The sequence below is a fragment of the Clostridium sp. genome (genome assembly GCF_030532265.1).
GTDB lineage: Bacteria > Bacillota > Clostridia > Clostridiales > Clostridiaceae > Clostridium.
In genome coordinates, this window is record NZ_JAUNLM010000038.1 from 4,111 (window position 1) to 22,377 (window position 18,267).

General features: G+C 25.2%; 15 protein-coding genes. 5 read left to right on the plus strand and 10 right to left on the minus strand.

What is annotated here, in order from left to right:
- Nucleotides 1-258 precede the first annotated feature (258 nt).
- Nucleotides 259-657, minus strand: a complete 399-nt coding sequence (locus tag Q4E08_RS08705; protein WP_303130228.1) for an HsmA family protein — start codon at nucleotides 655-657, stop codon at nucleotides 259-261.
- Between the two features lie 289 nt (nucleotides 658-946).
- On the opposite strand from Q4E08_RS08705, the gene Q4E08_RS08710 reads away from it, so the two are divergent.
- The 3 genes from Q4E08_RS08710 to Q4E08_RS08720 all read left to right on the plus strand — a co-directional run bounded on the left by Q4E08_RS08710 (nucleotide 947) and on the right by Q4E08_RS08720 (nucleotide 3,574).
- On the plus strand, nucleotides 947-1,813 hold the full coding sequence (locus Q4E08_RS08710; protein ID WP_303130229.1) for an MBL fold metallo-hydrolase: 867 nt from the start codon (nucleotides 947-949) through the stop codon (nucleotides 1,811-1,813).
- Between the two features lie 226 nt (nucleotides 1,814-2,039).
- Entirely contained in the window at nucleotides 2,040-3,335 is a 1,296-nt protein-coding gene (locus Q4E08_RS08715) for an acetyl-CoA hydrolase/transferase family protein (RefSeq protein ID WP_303130230.1), read from the plus strand.
- A gap of 50 nt (nucleotides 3,336-3,385) precedes the next feature.
- Entirely contained in the window at nucleotides 3,386-3,574 is a 189-nt protein-coding gene (locus Q4E08_RS08720; RefSeq protein ID WP_303130231.1) for a hypothetical protein, read from the plus strand.
- A gap of 136 nt (nucleotides 3,575-3,710) precedes the next feature.
- On the opposite strand, the gene Q4E08_RS08725 is transcribed toward Q4E08_RS08720, so the two are convergent.
- The 8 genes from Q4E08_RS08725 to Q4E08_RS08760 form a co-directional block, all read right to left on the minus strand.
- The gene (locus Q4E08_RS08725; RefSeq protein WP_303130233.1) at nucleotides 3,711-3,857 is read right to left on the minus strand and encodes a hypothetical protein; all 147 of its coding nucleotides are present in this window, start codon (nucleotides 3,855-3,857) and stop codon (nucleotides 3,711-3,713) included.
- Between the two features lie 142 nt (nucleotides 3,858-3,999).
- Nucleotides 4,000-5,292: a branched-chain amino acid transport system II carrier protein gene (gene brnQ, locus Q4E08_RS08730; protein ID WP_303130235.1), complete on the minus strand. Its 1,293-nt coding sequence runs from the start codon at nucleotides 5,290-5,292 to the stop codon at nucleotides 4,000-4,002.
- A 401-nt stretch (nucleotides 5,293-5,693) separates the two neighbouring features.
- Nucleotides 5,694-7,661: an ATP-binding cassette domain-containing protein gene (locus Q4E08_RS08735; RefSeq protein WP_303130237.1), complete on the minus strand. Its 1,968-nt coding sequence runs from the start codon at nucleotides 7,659-7,661 to the stop codon at nucleotides 5,694-5,696.
- A gap of 270 nt (nucleotides 7,662-7,931) precedes the next feature.
- Nucleotides 7,932-10,721 (minus strand): alpha-glucosidase, encoded by a 2,790-nt coding sequence (gene ygjK / locus Q4E08_RS08740; protein ID WP_303130239.1) that lies wholly within the window; start codon nucleotides 10,719-10,721, stop codon nucleotides 7,932-7,934.
- Nucleotides 10,722-11,229: 508 nt separating this feature from the next.
- On the minus strand, nucleotides 11,230-12,657 hold the full coding sequence (locus tag Q4E08_RS08745) for an MFS transporter (RefSeq protein WP_303130241.1): 1,428 nt from the start codon (nucleotides 12,655-12,657) through the stop codon (nucleotides 11,230-11,232).
- A 448-nt stretch (nucleotides 12,658-13,105) separates the two neighbouring features.
- Nucleotides 13,106-13,828 carry a glycerophosphodiester phosphodiesterase gene (locus Q4E08_RS08750; RefSeq protein WP_303130242.1) on the minus strand — a complete coding sequence of 241 codons (723 nt, stop codon included), beginning with the start codon at nucleotides 13,826-13,828 and terminating at the stop codon, nucleotides 13,106-13,108.
- Nucleotides 13,829-13,900: 72 nt separating this feature from the next.
- Nucleotides 13,901-14,578, minus strand: coding sequence for an MgtC/SapB family protein (locus Q4E08_RS08755; RefSeq protein ID WP_303130244.1), 678 nt, complete (start codon nucleotides 14,576-14,578; stop codon nucleotides 13,901-13,903).
- 282 nt (nucleotides 14,579-14,860) lie between these two features.
- Nucleotides 14,861-15,268: a hypothetical protein gene (locus tag Q4E08_RS08760; protein WP_303130245.1), complete on the minus strand. Its 408-nt coding sequence runs from the start codon at nucleotides 15,266-15,268 to the stop codon at nucleotides 14,861-14,863.
- A 257-nt stretch (nucleotides 15,269-15,525) separates the two neighbouring features.
- On the opposite strand from Q4E08_RS08760, the gene Q4E08_RS08765 reads away from it, so the two are divergent.
- Nucleotides 15,526-16,593 (plus strand): XdhC/CoxI family protein, encoded by a 1,068-nt coding sequence (locus tag Q4E08_RS08765; RefSeq protein WP_303130247.1) that lies wholly within the window; start codon nucleotides 15,526-15,528, stop codon nucleotides 16,591-16,593.
- A 90-nt stretch (nucleotides 16,594-16,683) separates the two neighbouring features.
- Here Q4E08_RS08765 and Q4E08_RS08770 read toward each other — a convergent pair whose 3' ends face one another.
- A complete protein-coding gene (locus tag Q4E08_RS08770; protein WP_303130248.1) occupies nucleotides 16,684-17,514 on the minus strand; it encodes a MerR family DNA-binding transcriptional regulator in 831 nt (276 codons plus the stop codon).
- A gap of 124 nt (nucleotides 17,515-17,638) precedes the next feature.
- Here Q4E08_RS08770 and Q4E08_RS08775 point away from each other — a divergent pair.
- Nucleotides 17,639-18,267, plus strand: a 629-nt coding sequence (locus tag Q4E08_RS08775) for a GNAT family N-acetyltransferase (RefSeq protein WP_303130250.1), incomplete at its 3' end; no start/stop codon positions are given.

Genomic DNA, 18,267 nt, shown 5'->3' on the forward strand with positions numbered 1-18,267 from the left:
CCTTAATATAAAATAATTAAACCTATTTACATAATTATATATATTATAATTTCAATTATTAATTATAAAAATTCTTAAAATTTAACTATTTATTTTATCCTAAATATCAACTTTCATTAATATATATTAATATAAACCTTTTTGATACTCCTGACCTCCTGGTATTAAGAAAAGGTGCTAAAACTTAGCACCTTTTCTTTTACATCTATTAAGTTAATCTAAAATAAATTTATTATATAAAACAAATTTATTTATATTTTAGCCTGCCATTCCAATGTACATTCCTACAAAGTAAGGAATTAACCATATAAACCAAACTACCATACTAAATTTATGGAATGCTTGTTTAGCTTTTTCACTTCCTTTATTTAAAACCCAAGTTGCCCAAACTGCATGGAATAACATTAATAATATTGCAAGCATCCCTGTTGATTGATGAATTAAAAGTTGTGTTGGTGTTATTGTTTTATCAGCATGTGCTGCTGCAATTCTACTCATTGTAAAAGTTCCTAAAGTATCACAAACTAAACCACACCAGAAAATGATAACATGTTTCTTTTCTAATACTTTAGCTCTATGTTCTCCCCATACACCTACTGTATAAAAAATTAATGCAAGTGTTATAAATATAATTGCTGGAATTAATAATTTTGGCATAAAAATCTCTCCTTTTCTTTTAAAGTTTACTATTTTTTATTAACATAATTTCATTTAAGTAAAAAGCACACAAAACTTTGCTTAAATCCTTTATTTCACTACTGAAATAAATTTAGTTAGCATCCTAACTACTTTATTATCATAATATTTTTTATTAACAAATACAATGAACAGACTATTAAATAATGTTTAATAAATAAGCTATATTTTTTTTAAAGTTATTAAATTGAGATTAGATATATATAAATGTTATAATTAACTAAATAATACAAAAAGAAGGGATGAAAATATGCTAAAAAAACTTACAGATAGAGTATATTATATGGAGTACAAAGAATCTGGAGACAGACCAACCCTTGGTCTTGTAATTGGAGATAAATATAGTTTAGTTATTGATGGTGGAAATTCAAAAAGTCATGCAGAAAGCTTTTTAAAGGAAGCCAAAAAAATAGCTACTTCTGAAATAAAATATTTAGTTATAACACATTGGCATTGGGATCATATAGTTGGAGCAAATTATATGAACTTAATAAATATAGTAAATGGAGTAACTAATGAAAAACTTGATTCACTTAGAGATTTAAAATGGACAAACAGTGCATTAGAAGAAAGAGTTAAAAATGGACAAGAAATTGAATTTTGTTTAGAACATATAAAAATAGAACATCCAAATGATGATAGAGAGATTTTAATACCAACAGGTGATATAATTTATGATGAATTTTTAAAAATAGATTTAGGTGGAGTTAAAGTTTTTGTTGAACATATATCTAGTGATCACTCAAATGATAATTCAATAGTTTTAATAGAAGAAAATAATAAAACTACAGCTTTTGTTGGTGATTCTCTTTATTTAGATATGTATAATGGTGCTTGGAGTTATTCAAAAGATAAATTTATTCCACTATTAATAGAACTTGAATGTTATGAGGCGGATTATTATGTTCCTTCTCATCACGGATTATATACTAAAGAGAGCTTTTATGAATATGTAAATCATATGAAACTATTAAGTAATATTGTTTCTGATAAGCTTGCTATTGAAGATTGCATAAAAGAATTTAAAAAAGTTTTCAATAAAGAACCTAATGAAGATGATGTATATGATATGAATTGCTTCATTGAAGGCAATAAAAAAGAACTTACAATAATTTAATAATAAATTGTAAACAATTTCAAATAGTGTTTTATTTTTCTTAATTTTGGTATATAATAAACTCAAGTTAAATAATATATATAAAAAGTTTATATGTTTTAAATGTACGCATTGAGAGAATTATGAGTGGCGTGCTATTCTATAAGGTTTATAGATTAGCTGCGCTTTTTTTTAACCACTTTGTTAAAATTTTAACTTATTTTATGGTATAATGGAGGTATTTTTTATGGATTATTCAAAACAATATAAAGAAAAACTTATAACAGTGGATGACGCACTAAACCTTGTCAAATCAAATGATGAAATAGTTTGTTCACTAGGCCCATGTGAACCACAAGGTTTTCTTAATAAATTACATACAATTAAAGATAGAGCTGAAAATGTTAATGTAGTAACAATGTTAAGCTTAAATAAGTATATTTATAATACAGATGAATCTATGAAAGGTCACTTTTTTAATGAATCTCTATTTATGGGAGGACCTGCAAGAAATGCTAGAAAAAATGGATTAGGAGCATATATCCCTACTCACTTAAGATATTCTGCTACTAAAAGATTAAGATATAGAAAACCTAATATATTTGTTGGAGCTGCAACTCCAATGGACAAACACGGTTTCTTCTCACTTTCACTTTCATTAGTTTATGAACGTGAAAATGTAGAAAAAGCAGATATAGTAATTCTTGAAGTAAATGAAAACTTACCAAGAACTCATGGTGATACACAAGTTCATATAAGTGAAGTTAATTATATAATGGAAAATACAATTAAAGTTCCAGAACTTCAACCAAAAGAGCCATCAGAAACTGACTTAGTAATTGGTGATTATATAGCATCTTTAGTTGAAGACGGTTCTACTATACAACTTGGTATTGGTGGAATTCCAAATGCTGTTGCTAAATCTTTAATGACAAAAAAAGATTTAGGTGTTCACACAGAAATGATTACAGAAGGAATAGTTGACCTTTTTGATTCTGGAGTTATTACAAATAGTGAAAAAACTCTTCACAAAAATAAAATAATTGGAACATTTGCTCTTGGAACTCAAAAACTTTATGACTTTTTAGATGATAATCCTTGTGTAGAATTAAAATCTTGCTCTTATGTAAACGATCCATATGTAATTGCAAAAAATAAAAAAATGATTTCAATAAATACAGCTTTATCTGTTGATTTGACAGGTCAATGTTCATCTGAAAGCTTTGGATTTAATCAATATAGTGGAACAGGTGGACAAAGCGATACTGGAATTGGAGCATTTATGTCAGAGGGAGGAAAATCAATTATAGCACTTCACTCTACTGCTAAAAATGGTACAATTTCAACTATATCAACAGGACATGCACCTGGAACTGCAATCTCTTATTCTAGAAATGATGTTGATTATGTTGTTACTGAATATGGTATCGCAAACCTTACAGGAAAAAGTGTAAGAGATAGAGTTAAAAGTTTAATAAAAATAGCTCACCCAAAATTCAGAGATGAACTTACAGAGTTTGCAAAAGCAAATAATCTTATTTAATAAGATTTAATGTTATAAAATTAAAATTTATAAAAAAGGATGTGTTCAATATGACTGAAAAAGAATCAATTAAAAATATGGAAAAACAATTAGCTATCTTAAATAATCAAGTTAAAATGCTTGAAATTCTTACAAAAAACTCATCCTCTTGTGAAGAAATACTAAACTACTTTGGTGAAGAAAGTTCTGATTACATTGAAAATATAATCAGAAATGCATCACAAGTTCTAGGTAATTAAGCTCAATACTAAATTTATAATATAAATATTTCAATAATATAATACTTCGTTCAAAATAAAAAGGATATGTTATATTTTATAACATATCCTTTTTATTTAATTAATATTAAAACTTTTAATCCATTATTTTTTATATTTAAAATAAAATATTTAAGCTAAGTGCTAATTCAGAAAGACTTATAATCATAGAAGTTATACTATTAAACATTAACGGTATTGCAAATACTATTAATTTTTTATATTCATCATTATTAACTATATTTATTAAATTTTTTATTATCATCTTAATCACTCTTCATATTCTATTAAAAATGAAGAGCAAATAAGGCGCATAAACCATAAAATAAAATCCTCCTGTAATTATTCGTTTAACTATATTAAAAAGGTATTAGATTAAATCTAATACCTTCTCTTATATAAATTTATTAACTATCTAACATATCTACAGCTGCTTCTTCTTTCTTTAAAAGCATATTAAGTATAATTGAAACTACTATCGCAATAACTGCTGGCACTACCCATGCAAATCCTACATTAGCTAATGGTACAAATTTAAATATTCCATTAAGAGCTGTTACTCCAAATTGAGTATGAAGAACATCTAATACTGATACTACAAGAGTTGTATATACTGTAATCTTATAAGTTAACTTACTCTCTACTCCAATTATATTAAATAATATAAGAACTATTTGCATTGGGTAAAAAATCATAAGTATTGGTACTGCAAGTGATATTATACTGCTTATACCTGCAATAGACATAACTGCTGATGCAACACAAATAACTGCAACTATAATTTCATATTTAATCTTTAATACCTTTGAGAAAAACTCTCCTACCATAGCTGTTAAACCAATTGATGTTGTAAGACATGCAGCTGCAACAGCTATTCCAAGTGCTACTTTACCAAAGTTACCTAAAATTAAATGAGCAATACCTATAGTTAGTTCAGCTTGACTTATATCTTGTGGAAAATATCCTCCAAGAGCTGCTCCTAAGTATAATAATCCACCATAAACAAATATAAAACCAATACTTGATACTATACTTGCTTTCTTTAAAATGGATTTTTTTTCTGAATCTTTATTATAGCCTAAAGCAACTATTGCATTTATAGCAATTACTGCTGTAATTGGTGCTCCTAGTGCATCCATTGGTTGATATCCATTTATAAATCCAAAACTAAATCCGTTTACTGTACCATCTCTAAATGCATGTTCAGTAAAAAATATACCTTTAATTATAATTACTGAAAGTATAATTAAAATTATTGGTGTTAATACCTTACCAATATATCCTACAATTTTTGTTGGTTTTAAAGTTAATATAAGTGTTATTGCAAAAAATATTGCTGCAAAAATACCAGGACTTATAGTATCTCCTATATTAGGTAATAAAGCCATTTCATAAGTGCTTGCTCCAGTTCTTGGAATTGCAACAATCGGTCCTAAACATATTAAAATTAATGCTGTATAAATATTTGTAAACTTAGACCCTATCTTTTCTCCAAACTTTTCTAAACTCCCTGCTTTATTAAGTGCCAATATTCCAAGAAGGGGTAGTCCTATTCCTGAAATAAAAAATCCTAATAAAGACATAAACCAATCTTTTCCTGAGTTTATACCAATCTCTGGTGGAAATATTAAGTTTCCTGCTCCAAAGAATATGGCAAATATTGTGAAACCTACTGCTATGAAATCATGTTTTCTTTTCATGTTCATACCTCCTATACTACTATTAAATTTTTCTTTTAATTTTTTTGTACTTAAATCCTAACTTTTCTAACTATACTACTGTTCCACTGCTACAATGTTTCATCTATTTTATCATATAAAACATTATTTTGTAAATATTACAATATAATAAAATAAATTTAATTTTAGTCTTAAAAATTTATGCAATTACTATTATTTTATAAATATTGTATTAAATTATTAATCCTATTTTAAGCCTTATTTAGTAATGTTCTACTTAATATTCTTTTAAATAATTCAATTTATAATTTGTTCTTTAGTTTATTTAAATACAAAATTTTAAATGCTAATATACTTTACTAAAATTAAAGAGCCTATTTAAAATAAAAATTTCATAAATAGACTCCTTTAATATTTCTTTCTTATTCTGTTCTTAATGATTCAACTGGATCTAATTTAGCAGCTTTTCTTGCTGGTATAAGACCTGAGCACATACTTATAATAGTACTTACAACAATACCACAAATAGCATAAGCTGGTGTTATATTTACAACATCAATATAAAAAACTTTCATTGAAGCTATATTTGCAAATTTTTCTATTAAAAATGCACTTACAAGCCCTATTATTCCACTAAATAATCCTATCAAAAATGCCTCTGATACAAATATTCTTTTTATATCTTTTCTTCTTGCACCTATTGCCCTTAATAGTCCAATTTCTTTTGTTCTCTCAACTACACTTATATGAAGTACTACTAATATCATTATTGATGAAACAATTAAAGAAATAGCTGCAATTCCTGCAAGAACTATTGTTAATACATTTAACATAGTAACCATTTGATCTCCCATAATTTCCTGAACTGAACCTTGATACCCCATATCTAACATTTTTGTTTTTATATTACTTGCCTCTTCTTTTGTATTTGCAATAAGATATATTACACTTGTATCTAAGCTTTCACCTTGCTTTTTAAGTAATGAGTTTAAATCATCATAATTCATAAATACAACTTCTGTTGTTTCTGACATACGATCTTTATTTCCTGTTGTGTAAACTCCACTTACTTTAAATGTTCCTTCAACTTCAATCCCTTGAACTAAAGTATTTAATTTTACCTTCTTACCAATAATATTTCCACCAAGTTCTTTTGAGATTAGCTCACTTACTAATATCTCATTCTTTTTAGGTAACTTACCCCTCTTTAAATTTTTATCAGTTATAGCAGATGACATGCTATTTAACATCATAATATCACATTTTTTATTTCTATATTCTAATATATTATTTCCTGAAATGTTTATATAACTAAACCCCTTTTCTACTTCTTTAACACCTTCTATTTTTGATAACTCTTTTATATTTTTTTCTTTAAAAGGCTCCTTTGCTCCCATCATTGCTTTCATTGCAGCTGCTGGATTATTTGGATTATTAGAATTTTTTTCTGCTGGCATATTAACTTCAACTACTAAAGGATTCATAAAACTTTTTATCATATCATTAAAATATGTTTTCATTCCATTACCTAATGATAGCATTAATACAACGCTCATAATCCCTATACTTACCCCTACTGCAACTAATATATTTCTCTTAAGTTTTTGATTCATATTATTTGCAGCAAGTCTTATTGCTGAAAAAAAACTTAAATTTTTATTGCTTTTATTTTCTTCTATATTTTTAAATAAAATATTATTTAATGGGGTTTCCTCTTTATCTTCAACTATTTCTCCATCAAATATTTTTATTATTCTACTTGAATAGGCTGCAACTTTCTCTGAGTGAGTAACCATTATTACAAGCTTACCTTTTTTTGCAATATCTTTTATAATATTTAAAACTTGTTCTGTTGTTTCTGAATCTAATGCACCAGTAGGCTCATCTGCAAGTATTATTTCAGGGTCATTAACTAAAGCTCTTGCTATTGCAACTCTTTGCTTTTGACCTCCTGATAATTGATTTGGCTTTTTATTTATATGATCTTCAAGTCCCACTTCCTTTAATACCTGTGTAGCTTTCTTTATACGAATATCTTTACTTACATTAGATAAAGTAAGTGCAATAGTTACATTATCTAATATGGATAAATGAGGTATTAAATTGCAACTTTGAAATACAAAACCTATTTTCTTTTTTCTATATTCATCTAATTCCTTCTCTTTAAAGTCTCCTATGTTCTTTCCATTTATAAGTAATTGTCCAGTAAAATCTGAATCTAATCCACCAATTAAATTCATCATTGTAGATTTACCACTACCCGATTCCCCTATTATAGATACAAGTTCCCCTTTATTAAAAGCCACATTAATATTTTTCAAAGCATGAAACTTTTCTTTATTGCCTAACTTATAGTACTTATTAATATTTTTTAATTGTAATAAATCCATATTTTATCTCCTTTAAGTTAATGTTATAAGACCAATAAATTTAAAATAAATCTATATAACAACTTCTCTATAATAATTTAAATATATAACTTTAGACCTTTTATATTTTCTCTACTTTTTAAATAATTAATCATATAATATAAAAAATAAATTAATTAATATGGACTTTTCGTACAATTTAATTTTATTGATATTTAAATTAGCATAACTTCATATTTTCCCATATAAAAAAAGAACTGCAAAAAACAGTTCTTTTTTAATTTATACTTATTATTTTTGTTCTTCTACTTTATTTTTCTTTTTAATAAGTACTATTCCAAGTAATATGCATATAGCAGCTACAACAATAGATAATGCTCCATATTTATAACCAGTACTAGGTAAATTACTATCCTTATCTTCTTTGCTATTATCTATTTTGTTTGAATCATTTTCCTTAGTGTTTGCTTGAGTATTTACTACTTTATCTTTGTTTGCTTTATTATTTTTATCTACATTTGCAACAACATTATTATCTTTTGGATTATTATTAGATGAATTAGCTACATTATTATTAACTACGTTATTATCTTTATTATTTGTTGGTTTTGTAGCATCTTGTTTATTATTTTCTTTATTTGTATTTTCATCTACTTTATCTTTGTTATTTTCCTTATTTGCAGATTCATTATTTTTATCTTTATCTGAATTATTTTTATCATTATCAACTTTAGTAGGTTCTATTGCAAATCCAGTTTGTGAAGTTGTGTGTGGTTTTTTAGCTGCAAGTAAATCTTTATATAGTAAATAATATGAAGCTGATGACCAACTGAAGTTTTTACAATTTAATCCATCACCGTTTTCAGGATTATAATTTTCTCTTATAGGTCCATCTCCTGTTAATCTTTCAGCCTTATTAAATAATTTTTCTGTCATTGCTTTTGCTTCTTTATCATAACCATAGTTTTGAAGTGCTTCTACTCCAAATAAAGCTTGGTCTAACCATACTGGACCTCTCCAGTACTTAGTAGGTGAATATTTAGCATTATCCTTTGAAGCTGTTGGGAATGGCATTGGAGTATTAAACTTATTTGGATCTACCATATTTTTTTCTACTGCTTGAGCTTGCTCCTTAGTTGCCATTTTAGCCCATAAAGGTATCCAGCCTTCAGTACCTTTTCCTCTGTTAACTAATAACTTTTTCTTTGTTCCATCATTATTGATTTGAAGGTCATAGAAAAATCCTGTATTTTTATCAAACATATTTTCATCTACATATTTCTTTATATGTTTAGCTTGATTTTCGAAGTTTTTAGCATCTTCCCCCTTGCCTAAAACTTCTGCCATTGATTTTAAGAAACCATCTTCAGCATAAAGATACGCATTTAAGTCAACTGATTCTTGATTTATAGAATATCCTACAACTTTTCCATTTTTATTTTTATTTTCAAATACCTTTACTCCTACATCTCCTTCGCCTGATCCTTTAACATCAAATCTAGTTGCATTATCCATTCCACTTTCCCAAGCAGCTGCCTCAATAATTGCATTAGAATCAAACTTTGGATTTCCATCTTTATCTTTAATTATATTTCCATTTTTATCATATAAATAATGAGCATTATGAACCATAGCACCATATTCTGCTATACCATTTTTGTCATGATCTCTATTTTCATACCACCATTTATGATAAGCTACTAACTTAGGATACATTTCTTCTAAGAAACTTGTATCACCTGTTTGTTTATATACATTCCATACTGACCAAGCTGATAGAGGTGGCTTAGAATTTCTCTCATTCCAGTTACCTCCCTTTCCTCCTCTTTCTGAATCTTTATTATAGAATATTGCATCTATTACAGCTCCAGCATCTTGTGGTCTAATTTTATCACTTGGTTTTATTTGATAATCAAACATAGCTCTTATATTGTTTTTAGCAAGCTCTCCATCAAAATTAGCAGCAGCAACTGCATGTTTCCATGAATCCCATGCCCACATTCCTAAAAACCATTTATATGACATTGAAGGTACAATTCCATCATGTTTAATTGCACCAGCTTTACTTTTCCAGTTTGTAGTTATAGTTTCCATAGCTTTCACTGCTACTTTGTCATATTTAGGATCTACATTCTTTGTTCCATCGAAAGTTTTATTTAAGTATCCTTGCCAACGTTCATTATTTTTATTAAAATATGTATCTCCATTAGCTAATAAATTATTTACCTTTTCATTTTCTTTAGTTTGCTCTTCCTTTGTAAAAGTATAACTTTCTGTTGTGTATGTTTTAAACTCTTTGTTTGGTAATATTTTTACACCTTTATTTAATTCAGTTGTATAACTATTACCATCTACCTTTGTATTTGTATCACCATTATAATTTATTGTAAATTTAGTTTGGTCTGTTGAGAAAAAGTTCCAAGTATAATCAATATTTGAGAAAGTAATTTCTACTCCATTTTTAGTTGCTAATAATTTCTGATTAAGAGGTGCTGAGCCTCCTCCTTCTTTAAACTCATTAAATATATGACCTTTCCATCCTAATTTAAGATTTAAATCTTTATCAGTATTATTAATTATAGATGTTTGAATTAATGCTGTTCTATTAGTTGGAAATATAAGTTGTAAAACTAAAGTAAAATCTTTTAATTTGTAATTTTCAACTAGCCTTCCTGGATAATATGTAAAAGATGCTTTGCTATCTTTTGCTAAATCATATACTTTTCCAGTATCTGAATTTGTTATGTATATTTTACTTATTGAATCTGATAAATTAACTGGATATTCTTGTCCAATTATTACTGGACCTTGGAAATCCCCATAATTTTTTGTATCACTTTCTTTAGGTAAATAATATCCATGCCATGCACCATTATCAGAAAAGTTGCAGTATTTATTATTTGAATTTTCTCCATATAAGCTGCTTGTTATATTACCCTTTATATCAAGCACATTTTTATAATCCGTCACCTCTTTTCTTTTATCACTAGCAAATGCATTTACCCCAGTACAACTTAAAAGCATAATTGATGATAGTCCAAAAGAAGCAATAGATTTCATTGCCTTTTTGTTTAAACTCATTAAAAAACTCCCCCTTTTATCTCTTAAGTTATATCAATTAACTAAATTATTTAAATTAACCCAATTACCTATTATTTTTAAATATCTTAATGAAAATACAACTTCGTTTCTTATGTTATACAAATTTTATAATATAAAAATTTCAATAGTTAACTAATATCTCTTAAAAGAAAATTTAAATATTATAATAATCAGAAGTTATTATAAAATCTTTTTAAAACGTTTTCAAATATACTAAATTAACTTATTTCATTTTCCTTATGTGTATTTTATATATTTTTTAGTATAATAAAATGTTTTTAAAAACTTTTATTAAAATTATATATTTTTTCTATAATTTGTTTAATTTTATAAAAGGCTTTTATTAATTAAAAATTCAAATATTTTAAAGAAAAAAATAATAATTTAAATTCAAAAATAAATTATAAATTAATAGAAAAAGGACTATTTAAGATAGTCCTTTATTTCATATAATATATTAAATATTTAATTTTATATTATGTAAATTTTATTTATTAGCAAACTTTTTCTTTCTAAATCTTGTGGCACTAATTAATACTCCAACAAAACATATTATAGCTGCAACTACATAAACAAAATCTGTTGCACTTATAAATACTTGATCTTTTCCTTTAATGTAATTTGTAACAGTATATCCAAGCATACTACTCATTTTACTATATAAAAGAGTTGTTCCAAGTGTTACTCCAGATATCATACCTAAATTTCTAACTAAAGCATTTACACTTCCTGCAATTCCAAGCTTATCTCTTTTTACAGTAGACATTACAAGTGTATTATTTGGTGATTGGAACATTCCATTACCAATTCCCATTAAAACAGAATATAATCCAACAAGCCATAAAGGAGTTAATTCATTTATTGTTGACATAAATATAAAACTTACAGAAAGCATGCAAAGACCTATAAGTGCTATAAGTTCTGAACCAATTTTATCAGCTAGACTTCCACTTAAAGGAGATATAACTGATAAAGTTATTGGATATATCATCATAAATAACCCTGCATAAAATGGTGTAAGATTTAATACATCTTGAAGATAAAATGGTAATAAAATTGTAAAACAACTTATTGCTATAAATGATATAAATCCACAAAATATACTAATTGAAAATAAGTTGTTTTTAAATATACTTAAATCCAAAACTGGTGATTCTATTTTTAATTCTGTAAAAATAAATAATATAAATGATACTATACTTATTAAGAATCCAAGAAGTATAGGAGTACTTTTATATCCCATAAATTGTCCTTCTGTTAATGATAATACTATTGATATTATAAATATTGCAAAAAGAACTGTTCCAAGTATATCTATCTTTTTATTCTTTTCTCCCTTTTCTTTAGGTAATATTTTCATTGCTGCTATAAAAGCTATAATTCCTATTGGTACATTTATTAAGAAAATATATTCCCATCTAAAGGATACTATCATTCCTCCAAGTGCTGGACCAACCATTATACCAAGTGCAACTGATGCCCCTGATATTCCAACTGCTCTACCTCTTCCACCTTTTGAAAAAGCATCTGTTATTATACCAAGACTATTTGCCATAGTAATTGAAGACCCAATCCCTTGGAAAACTCTTGATGCAACAAGTAAAGGTAATGTATGTGATAATCCACAAAATAATGATCCTAAAGTAAATAAAAATATTCCTATTTTAAAAGTATTACATTTACCTTTTACATCCCCAAATCTTCCTCCAAGTAATATTAAGCATGAAATTGCTATAAGGTAGCTTGTAACAATCCATTGAACAGAAGCCATAGTTACACCTAAGTCTTCTGATATAATAGGAAGTGCTACATTAACTATGCTACTATCTAAGCAATTCATGAAAGTTACTGTTACTACACATATAAGTATCTTCCATCTATTATCATGGAGAGGATTATAAGTGTTGTTTTTCATTTAAACTCATCCTTTCTTTTCATTTGTTTAATTATTTTAAAAGCATGAGAATAATTATAATATAAATAATTAAGTAATTTCATAAAGAAAATTTAGCTTTGAAAGCTAATTAAACACAATTAACATTATAATGCTTAATTATACTCATTATTACTATTGTTTAATATTAAAATTATTTAATAATATATCTTTAATAATAAAATAGAGTACCTTAAAACTTTAAAAGGTACCCTATCGTTTATGTTAATATGATGTTCAACCAAAATTTATAAATTAATATATTAATCTTAAAACTCTTTCTTATCTTTTGTAATAATCTTTTTCTTATTATATACTTATATTTAGATTATTATTCATAAATTTTAATATATATAAAATTTTTATCATTGTTTTATATAATTTATAAAAGTCTAATCTTTAAATTATTGTTTATAAATTTAAATACTTTTTATAATAAATCTTTTAAAATATTACTGTAATTTGTTATTATCATATCTACATTTAAATCAATCATTTTTTGCATATCTTCTTTTGTGTTTACTGTATAAACATTAACTTGCAAAAAATTATCATGTGCTTTATCAACAATTTCTTTTGTAATACTGTTATACTCTGGATGAAGTGCATTAGCTCCTACCACTTGAACATAATTGTATGGTTCATATAAGCAATCGCAATAAAGTAATCCTGTTTTTATTTTTCTATTTAACCTTATGCACTTTCTTATTGAATAATGGTCAAATGAAGAAACTACTACTCTATCTTCCATTTCATACTTTTCTATCATTTCATAAACTTTATCTTCAATATTTTTATAATGAATTATACTATTTTTAATTTCTATATTTATAAGCTTATTATTTGTTTTCATAAAATCTAAAAACTCCTCAAGTGTTGGAATTTTAAGACCTTTAAATTTTTCGCCAAATTTAATTCCTGCATCTAAGTTTTTTAATTGATTGAGTGTATAATCTTTTATAAATCCTGTTCCATTAGTTGTTCTATCAACTTCTTCATCATGACATATAACTAATTTATTATCTTTTGTTAAATGTACATCTAATTCAATTCCATCACATCCAGCTTCTATTGCTTTCTCAAAAGCAAGCATTGTATTTTCTGGATATAAACCACTTAGTCCTCTATGTGCTATATTTAATGTCTTTATCATAATAAATTGCTCCTATAATTTATTTTTATATGTAAAATTTTAATAACTTAATAAATAATTTTATTTAGTAAATTATACATTTTCCACATCACAGTATATTATATTATCTACACTACACAATTCTTTACTTATGTCTGATGTGGTACTAAAAGTTTTTGTTTTTAATACAAATTCTAAAACATATATACTTTCATTATTATCATTTATTTTACTTGTTTTTAGTCTTGATATTTTATAACACTCTTTAGATAATATATCCATTAGTTTTTTATCTGGTGTACTTGATAACTTTAACGTTATATCAAATGCTCTATAACAACATAATCTATTAATTTTTTTAAGTAACTGAAGAACTATAAGAACTATAACACTTGAAAATATTCCAATGAAATACATTCCTGCACCAACTGCTAATCCTATTGCTGCAGTTGCCCATATTCCTGCTGCTGTAGTTAACCCCTTAACGATTTTCTTTTCTAAAAATATAGTTCCAGCTCCTAAAAATCCAATTCCACTAACTACTTGAGCTGCTATTCTACTTGGGTCTAGTCCAATTGATTGATGTGATAATAAATCATAAAATCCATATTTTGAAACAATCATAAACAAAGCACTTCCAATTCCAACTAAAAAATGAGTTCTAACTCCCGCTTCTTTAGAATTCATTTCTCTTTCAAAACCAATAGCACCTGCTAATAAACCTGCTAATATTAGCCTTAAAAAAATTTTCAAAATATCTTGAACTACCATTTTTTACTCCTTAAATTTTATATAATAAAATAATTCAAATTTAAATTAATAAAAAATATTAAGTAAATATTTTTAAATTTATATACAAAGTAATATTTTAATATATAAAAAACAAAAATTTTCTAAATTTTATTATATCACTTTGTGAAAACAATTTCAGAAATATATTTTATCTATTTTAAAAAATTTATCTTATATTATTTATTTTTATCATTAATTTATACTTATTTTTAAATTATTGTAACTAAAAATAAAAATCGCTAATAATATAGCGATTTTCATTTAAATATTTAATTGTGGTACTATTATATGTTTTATAAATAATCCTACATCAATTATATATATTATAGTTGATATTAAAACTGCTGGTATTATAGTTACTATGCATACAATATTGATTAAAAATAATATTAATTTATTTGTATTTATATACTGACTTCTTATATTTTTTATACTAATTACTAAAGCCCAACTAAATATAATTATTCCCATAATCATTATTAAGTTAATTAAAAACAATTCATTTCTACTATTACTATTTAGAGCAAGAGCAAGTGATATAATAATAAAAGTTGCAATATTTAATAAATACATACCAGATAAAAAATAATCTAACTTAATCTTATAGCTTATATAAACTCTTAATGCAAACAAGCAAACTAAAAGTATTAATATTAAAATTTTAATCATCCCCTACCATATTTTATTAACCCCTTTAAACTTATTCCCTCCTTAAATCTTATTTAATTCCCCTTAAACAATTTTTATTTATTCTTTTAATGAATTAATTAAATATAATTTTTTTATAATTTAATATATTTAAATTATAATAAAATTTCCAATATTTGTATATAAACATTTTGTTTTATTTTCATTTTATAACTATTTATACTATAATAAATTTTGTATAAAGGTTTTAAAATTTTTTATGTTAGAGGGTATATGATATGTTTGAAAAATTTTACGAAGATTTATTGGAAAAAGTTAATTGTGGTAACCGTGCTGTAATGCTTACATATTTAAATTTAAATAATGATAAATATGGTTCCATAGAAAAAAAATTAGTTTTAACTTATGATGAAGTAAGTAAAAGAGCCGTTGAATTAGACAATATTATTTATGAAAAAATTAATACTGCACTTTCAACTGGACAAGTAGAAACTATTTCTATTTCAAAAAGTAAAGGTTTACTAATAGAACCTTTCTTTCCAAAGCCAAGATTAATAATTTTTGGTGGTGGTCATGTAGCCAAGCCTTTAGTAGATTTTGCATCTAGAATAGGTTTTGCTATAACTGTTATAGATGACAGACCTTCTTTTGCTAATTCAACTCGTTTTCCTAATGCAGAAAATGTTATTTGTGAAAGCTTTGAAAACTCCTTTAATATTATTAATCTTAGGGATTCAGATTTTGTTGTTATAGTAACTAGAGGTCATAGACATGATGGTTTAGTACTTAGAAAGGTATTAAATTATAATCTTAATTATGTTGGAATGATTGGCTCTAAACGTAGAGTAAAAGGAATGATGGATGAATTAATTGAAGAAGGCTTTTCAAAGGAAAAATTAGATAAAGTTAACTCTCCTATTGGTCTTGATATTGGTGCAATTACACCTGATGAAATAGCTATTTCTATAGTTTCTGAACTTATTATGTTTAAAAATAAAAATATTTTAAAAGTTAATTCTAAGAAATTTTCTTATCCTGATTTTGATAAAGAAGTATTTTCAGAAATATATAAAAATGAAAATAAACCAAAAGCTGTTATAACTATAATATCTTCAAAAGGCTCTGTCCCTAGAAAAGCTGGCGCTAAAATGATATATAAATTTGATGGAAGTACTTTGGGAAGTATAGGTGGAGGATGTAGCGAAGCTTCTGTATTATCTAAAGCTAGAAATATTATGCTAAATAAAGGTTTCTTAATTGAACATGTTGATATGACTGGTGATGTAGCTGAATCAATGGGAATGGTTTGTGGTGGAATTATGGATGTTATTATAGAATCATTTTAAAAAAGTAGACAGGTTAGTCCTGTCTACTTTACTTTAATAACCTTTACCCATTTTCCTAAATAATCTCTCATAAAAAAACTCCTACTTATTTTAATCTATAAGTATTTGTACCTGACAGCTATAATAATCTGTATTAAAGAAATCATTAAGCAAATCAATTTCTATATAACTTTTAACGTTTATATTATTTTTCTTAATATACTCATTTAACTTTATTAAACTTTCTTTTTCATTATCCTTGCTATAAGCTAGAGTTAAATACCTTCCTTCTTCTAAAACTTTAATATTTTCATCTTTATAAATTTCATTATCAAAAAACTCTAAGTCTTCTTCTATTGTATTAAATACATATTTAGATTTTAAATTTCTATTTTTTATACTTTCATTTTCTAAAGCTAAACTATAAATTATACCTCTCTCAATAGAAACATTTAATCCTTTATTTTTAATAATTTTATCTAAATCAGAATAATAAATAAGCTCTTTTAAACTTCCAGCTTCCTTACATGGAGTTACAACTATATAACGTTTCTTAAAATATTTTATTTCTATATCTAAATTATTTAATAAGCTTTTTGAATAACTTACTATCCCCTTTAAACTATTTATATTATCAATTATTTCTTCCATCTTCCTTATATTTTCTTCTGCATCTAATTTCTTTTTATTTAAAAATAAAATTAATTCATCAGTATTACATTCTTTAAAAAGTTCCTTAAGTTCCTTTATACTTGTTCCTAAAGTTCTACAACCTTTTATAATATCAATATGAATAAATTGATCTATAGAATAATATCTATACCCTGACTCTTTATCTATATACTTTGGTATAAGTATTCCAACCTTATGATAATACCTTAATGCCTTTATTGTAATATCTTTAATTTTTGAAACTTCCCCAATTGAAAATAAATTCTCCATAACTCCCTCACCTTTTTTAAATATATTTTAATACATTATTGACTCTCCCCTTAGAGTACATATTACTATAATTATAAAGTATTTAATCTTAAAAAAACATTTATTTAAAAGGGGTTTGATTTTAATGAGTAAAATTATTTATAGAGATTTAATTAAAGATGATTATAATACTGTAAAAAAAATGATTTGTGATGCCTTTGGATTTAAGGATTTTATTAAAGATACAAAATATTTAGATTCATTATTAACTTTATATCTTCAAAGCTGTATTTTGGAAAGTTCTTTTAGTAAAGTTGCTATAAAAGATAAAAAGGTTATTGGAATTATATTAGGAAATAGTAAAAATAAAAAAAGTAGCTTAAAGAAAGCTTATAATAGTTTTAGCTTTATTTCTAGTGGATTTAAAGTTATTTTTGCTAATAAAGAAAATAGAAAATCCTTTAAGGAGTTTATGAAAGTACAGGATGCATATAATGAAATTATTAAAGGTAAAAAGAATAATTTTGATGGTTGTATTCAACTGTTTATTGTATCAGAGGAGTGCAGAGGTTTTGGAGTTGGTAAGAAGCTTTTAAATTATTTGTTTGATTATATGAAAAGTTCAAATGTGAAATCATTGTACTTGTATACAGATACTAGATGTAATTATGGATTTTATGATAGTCATAACTTTAAACGTATAAATGAAAAGGAAGTTTTGTTTGATTCTTTTAATGAAAAGCTTGATGTATTTTTGTATAGTTATAGCTTTTA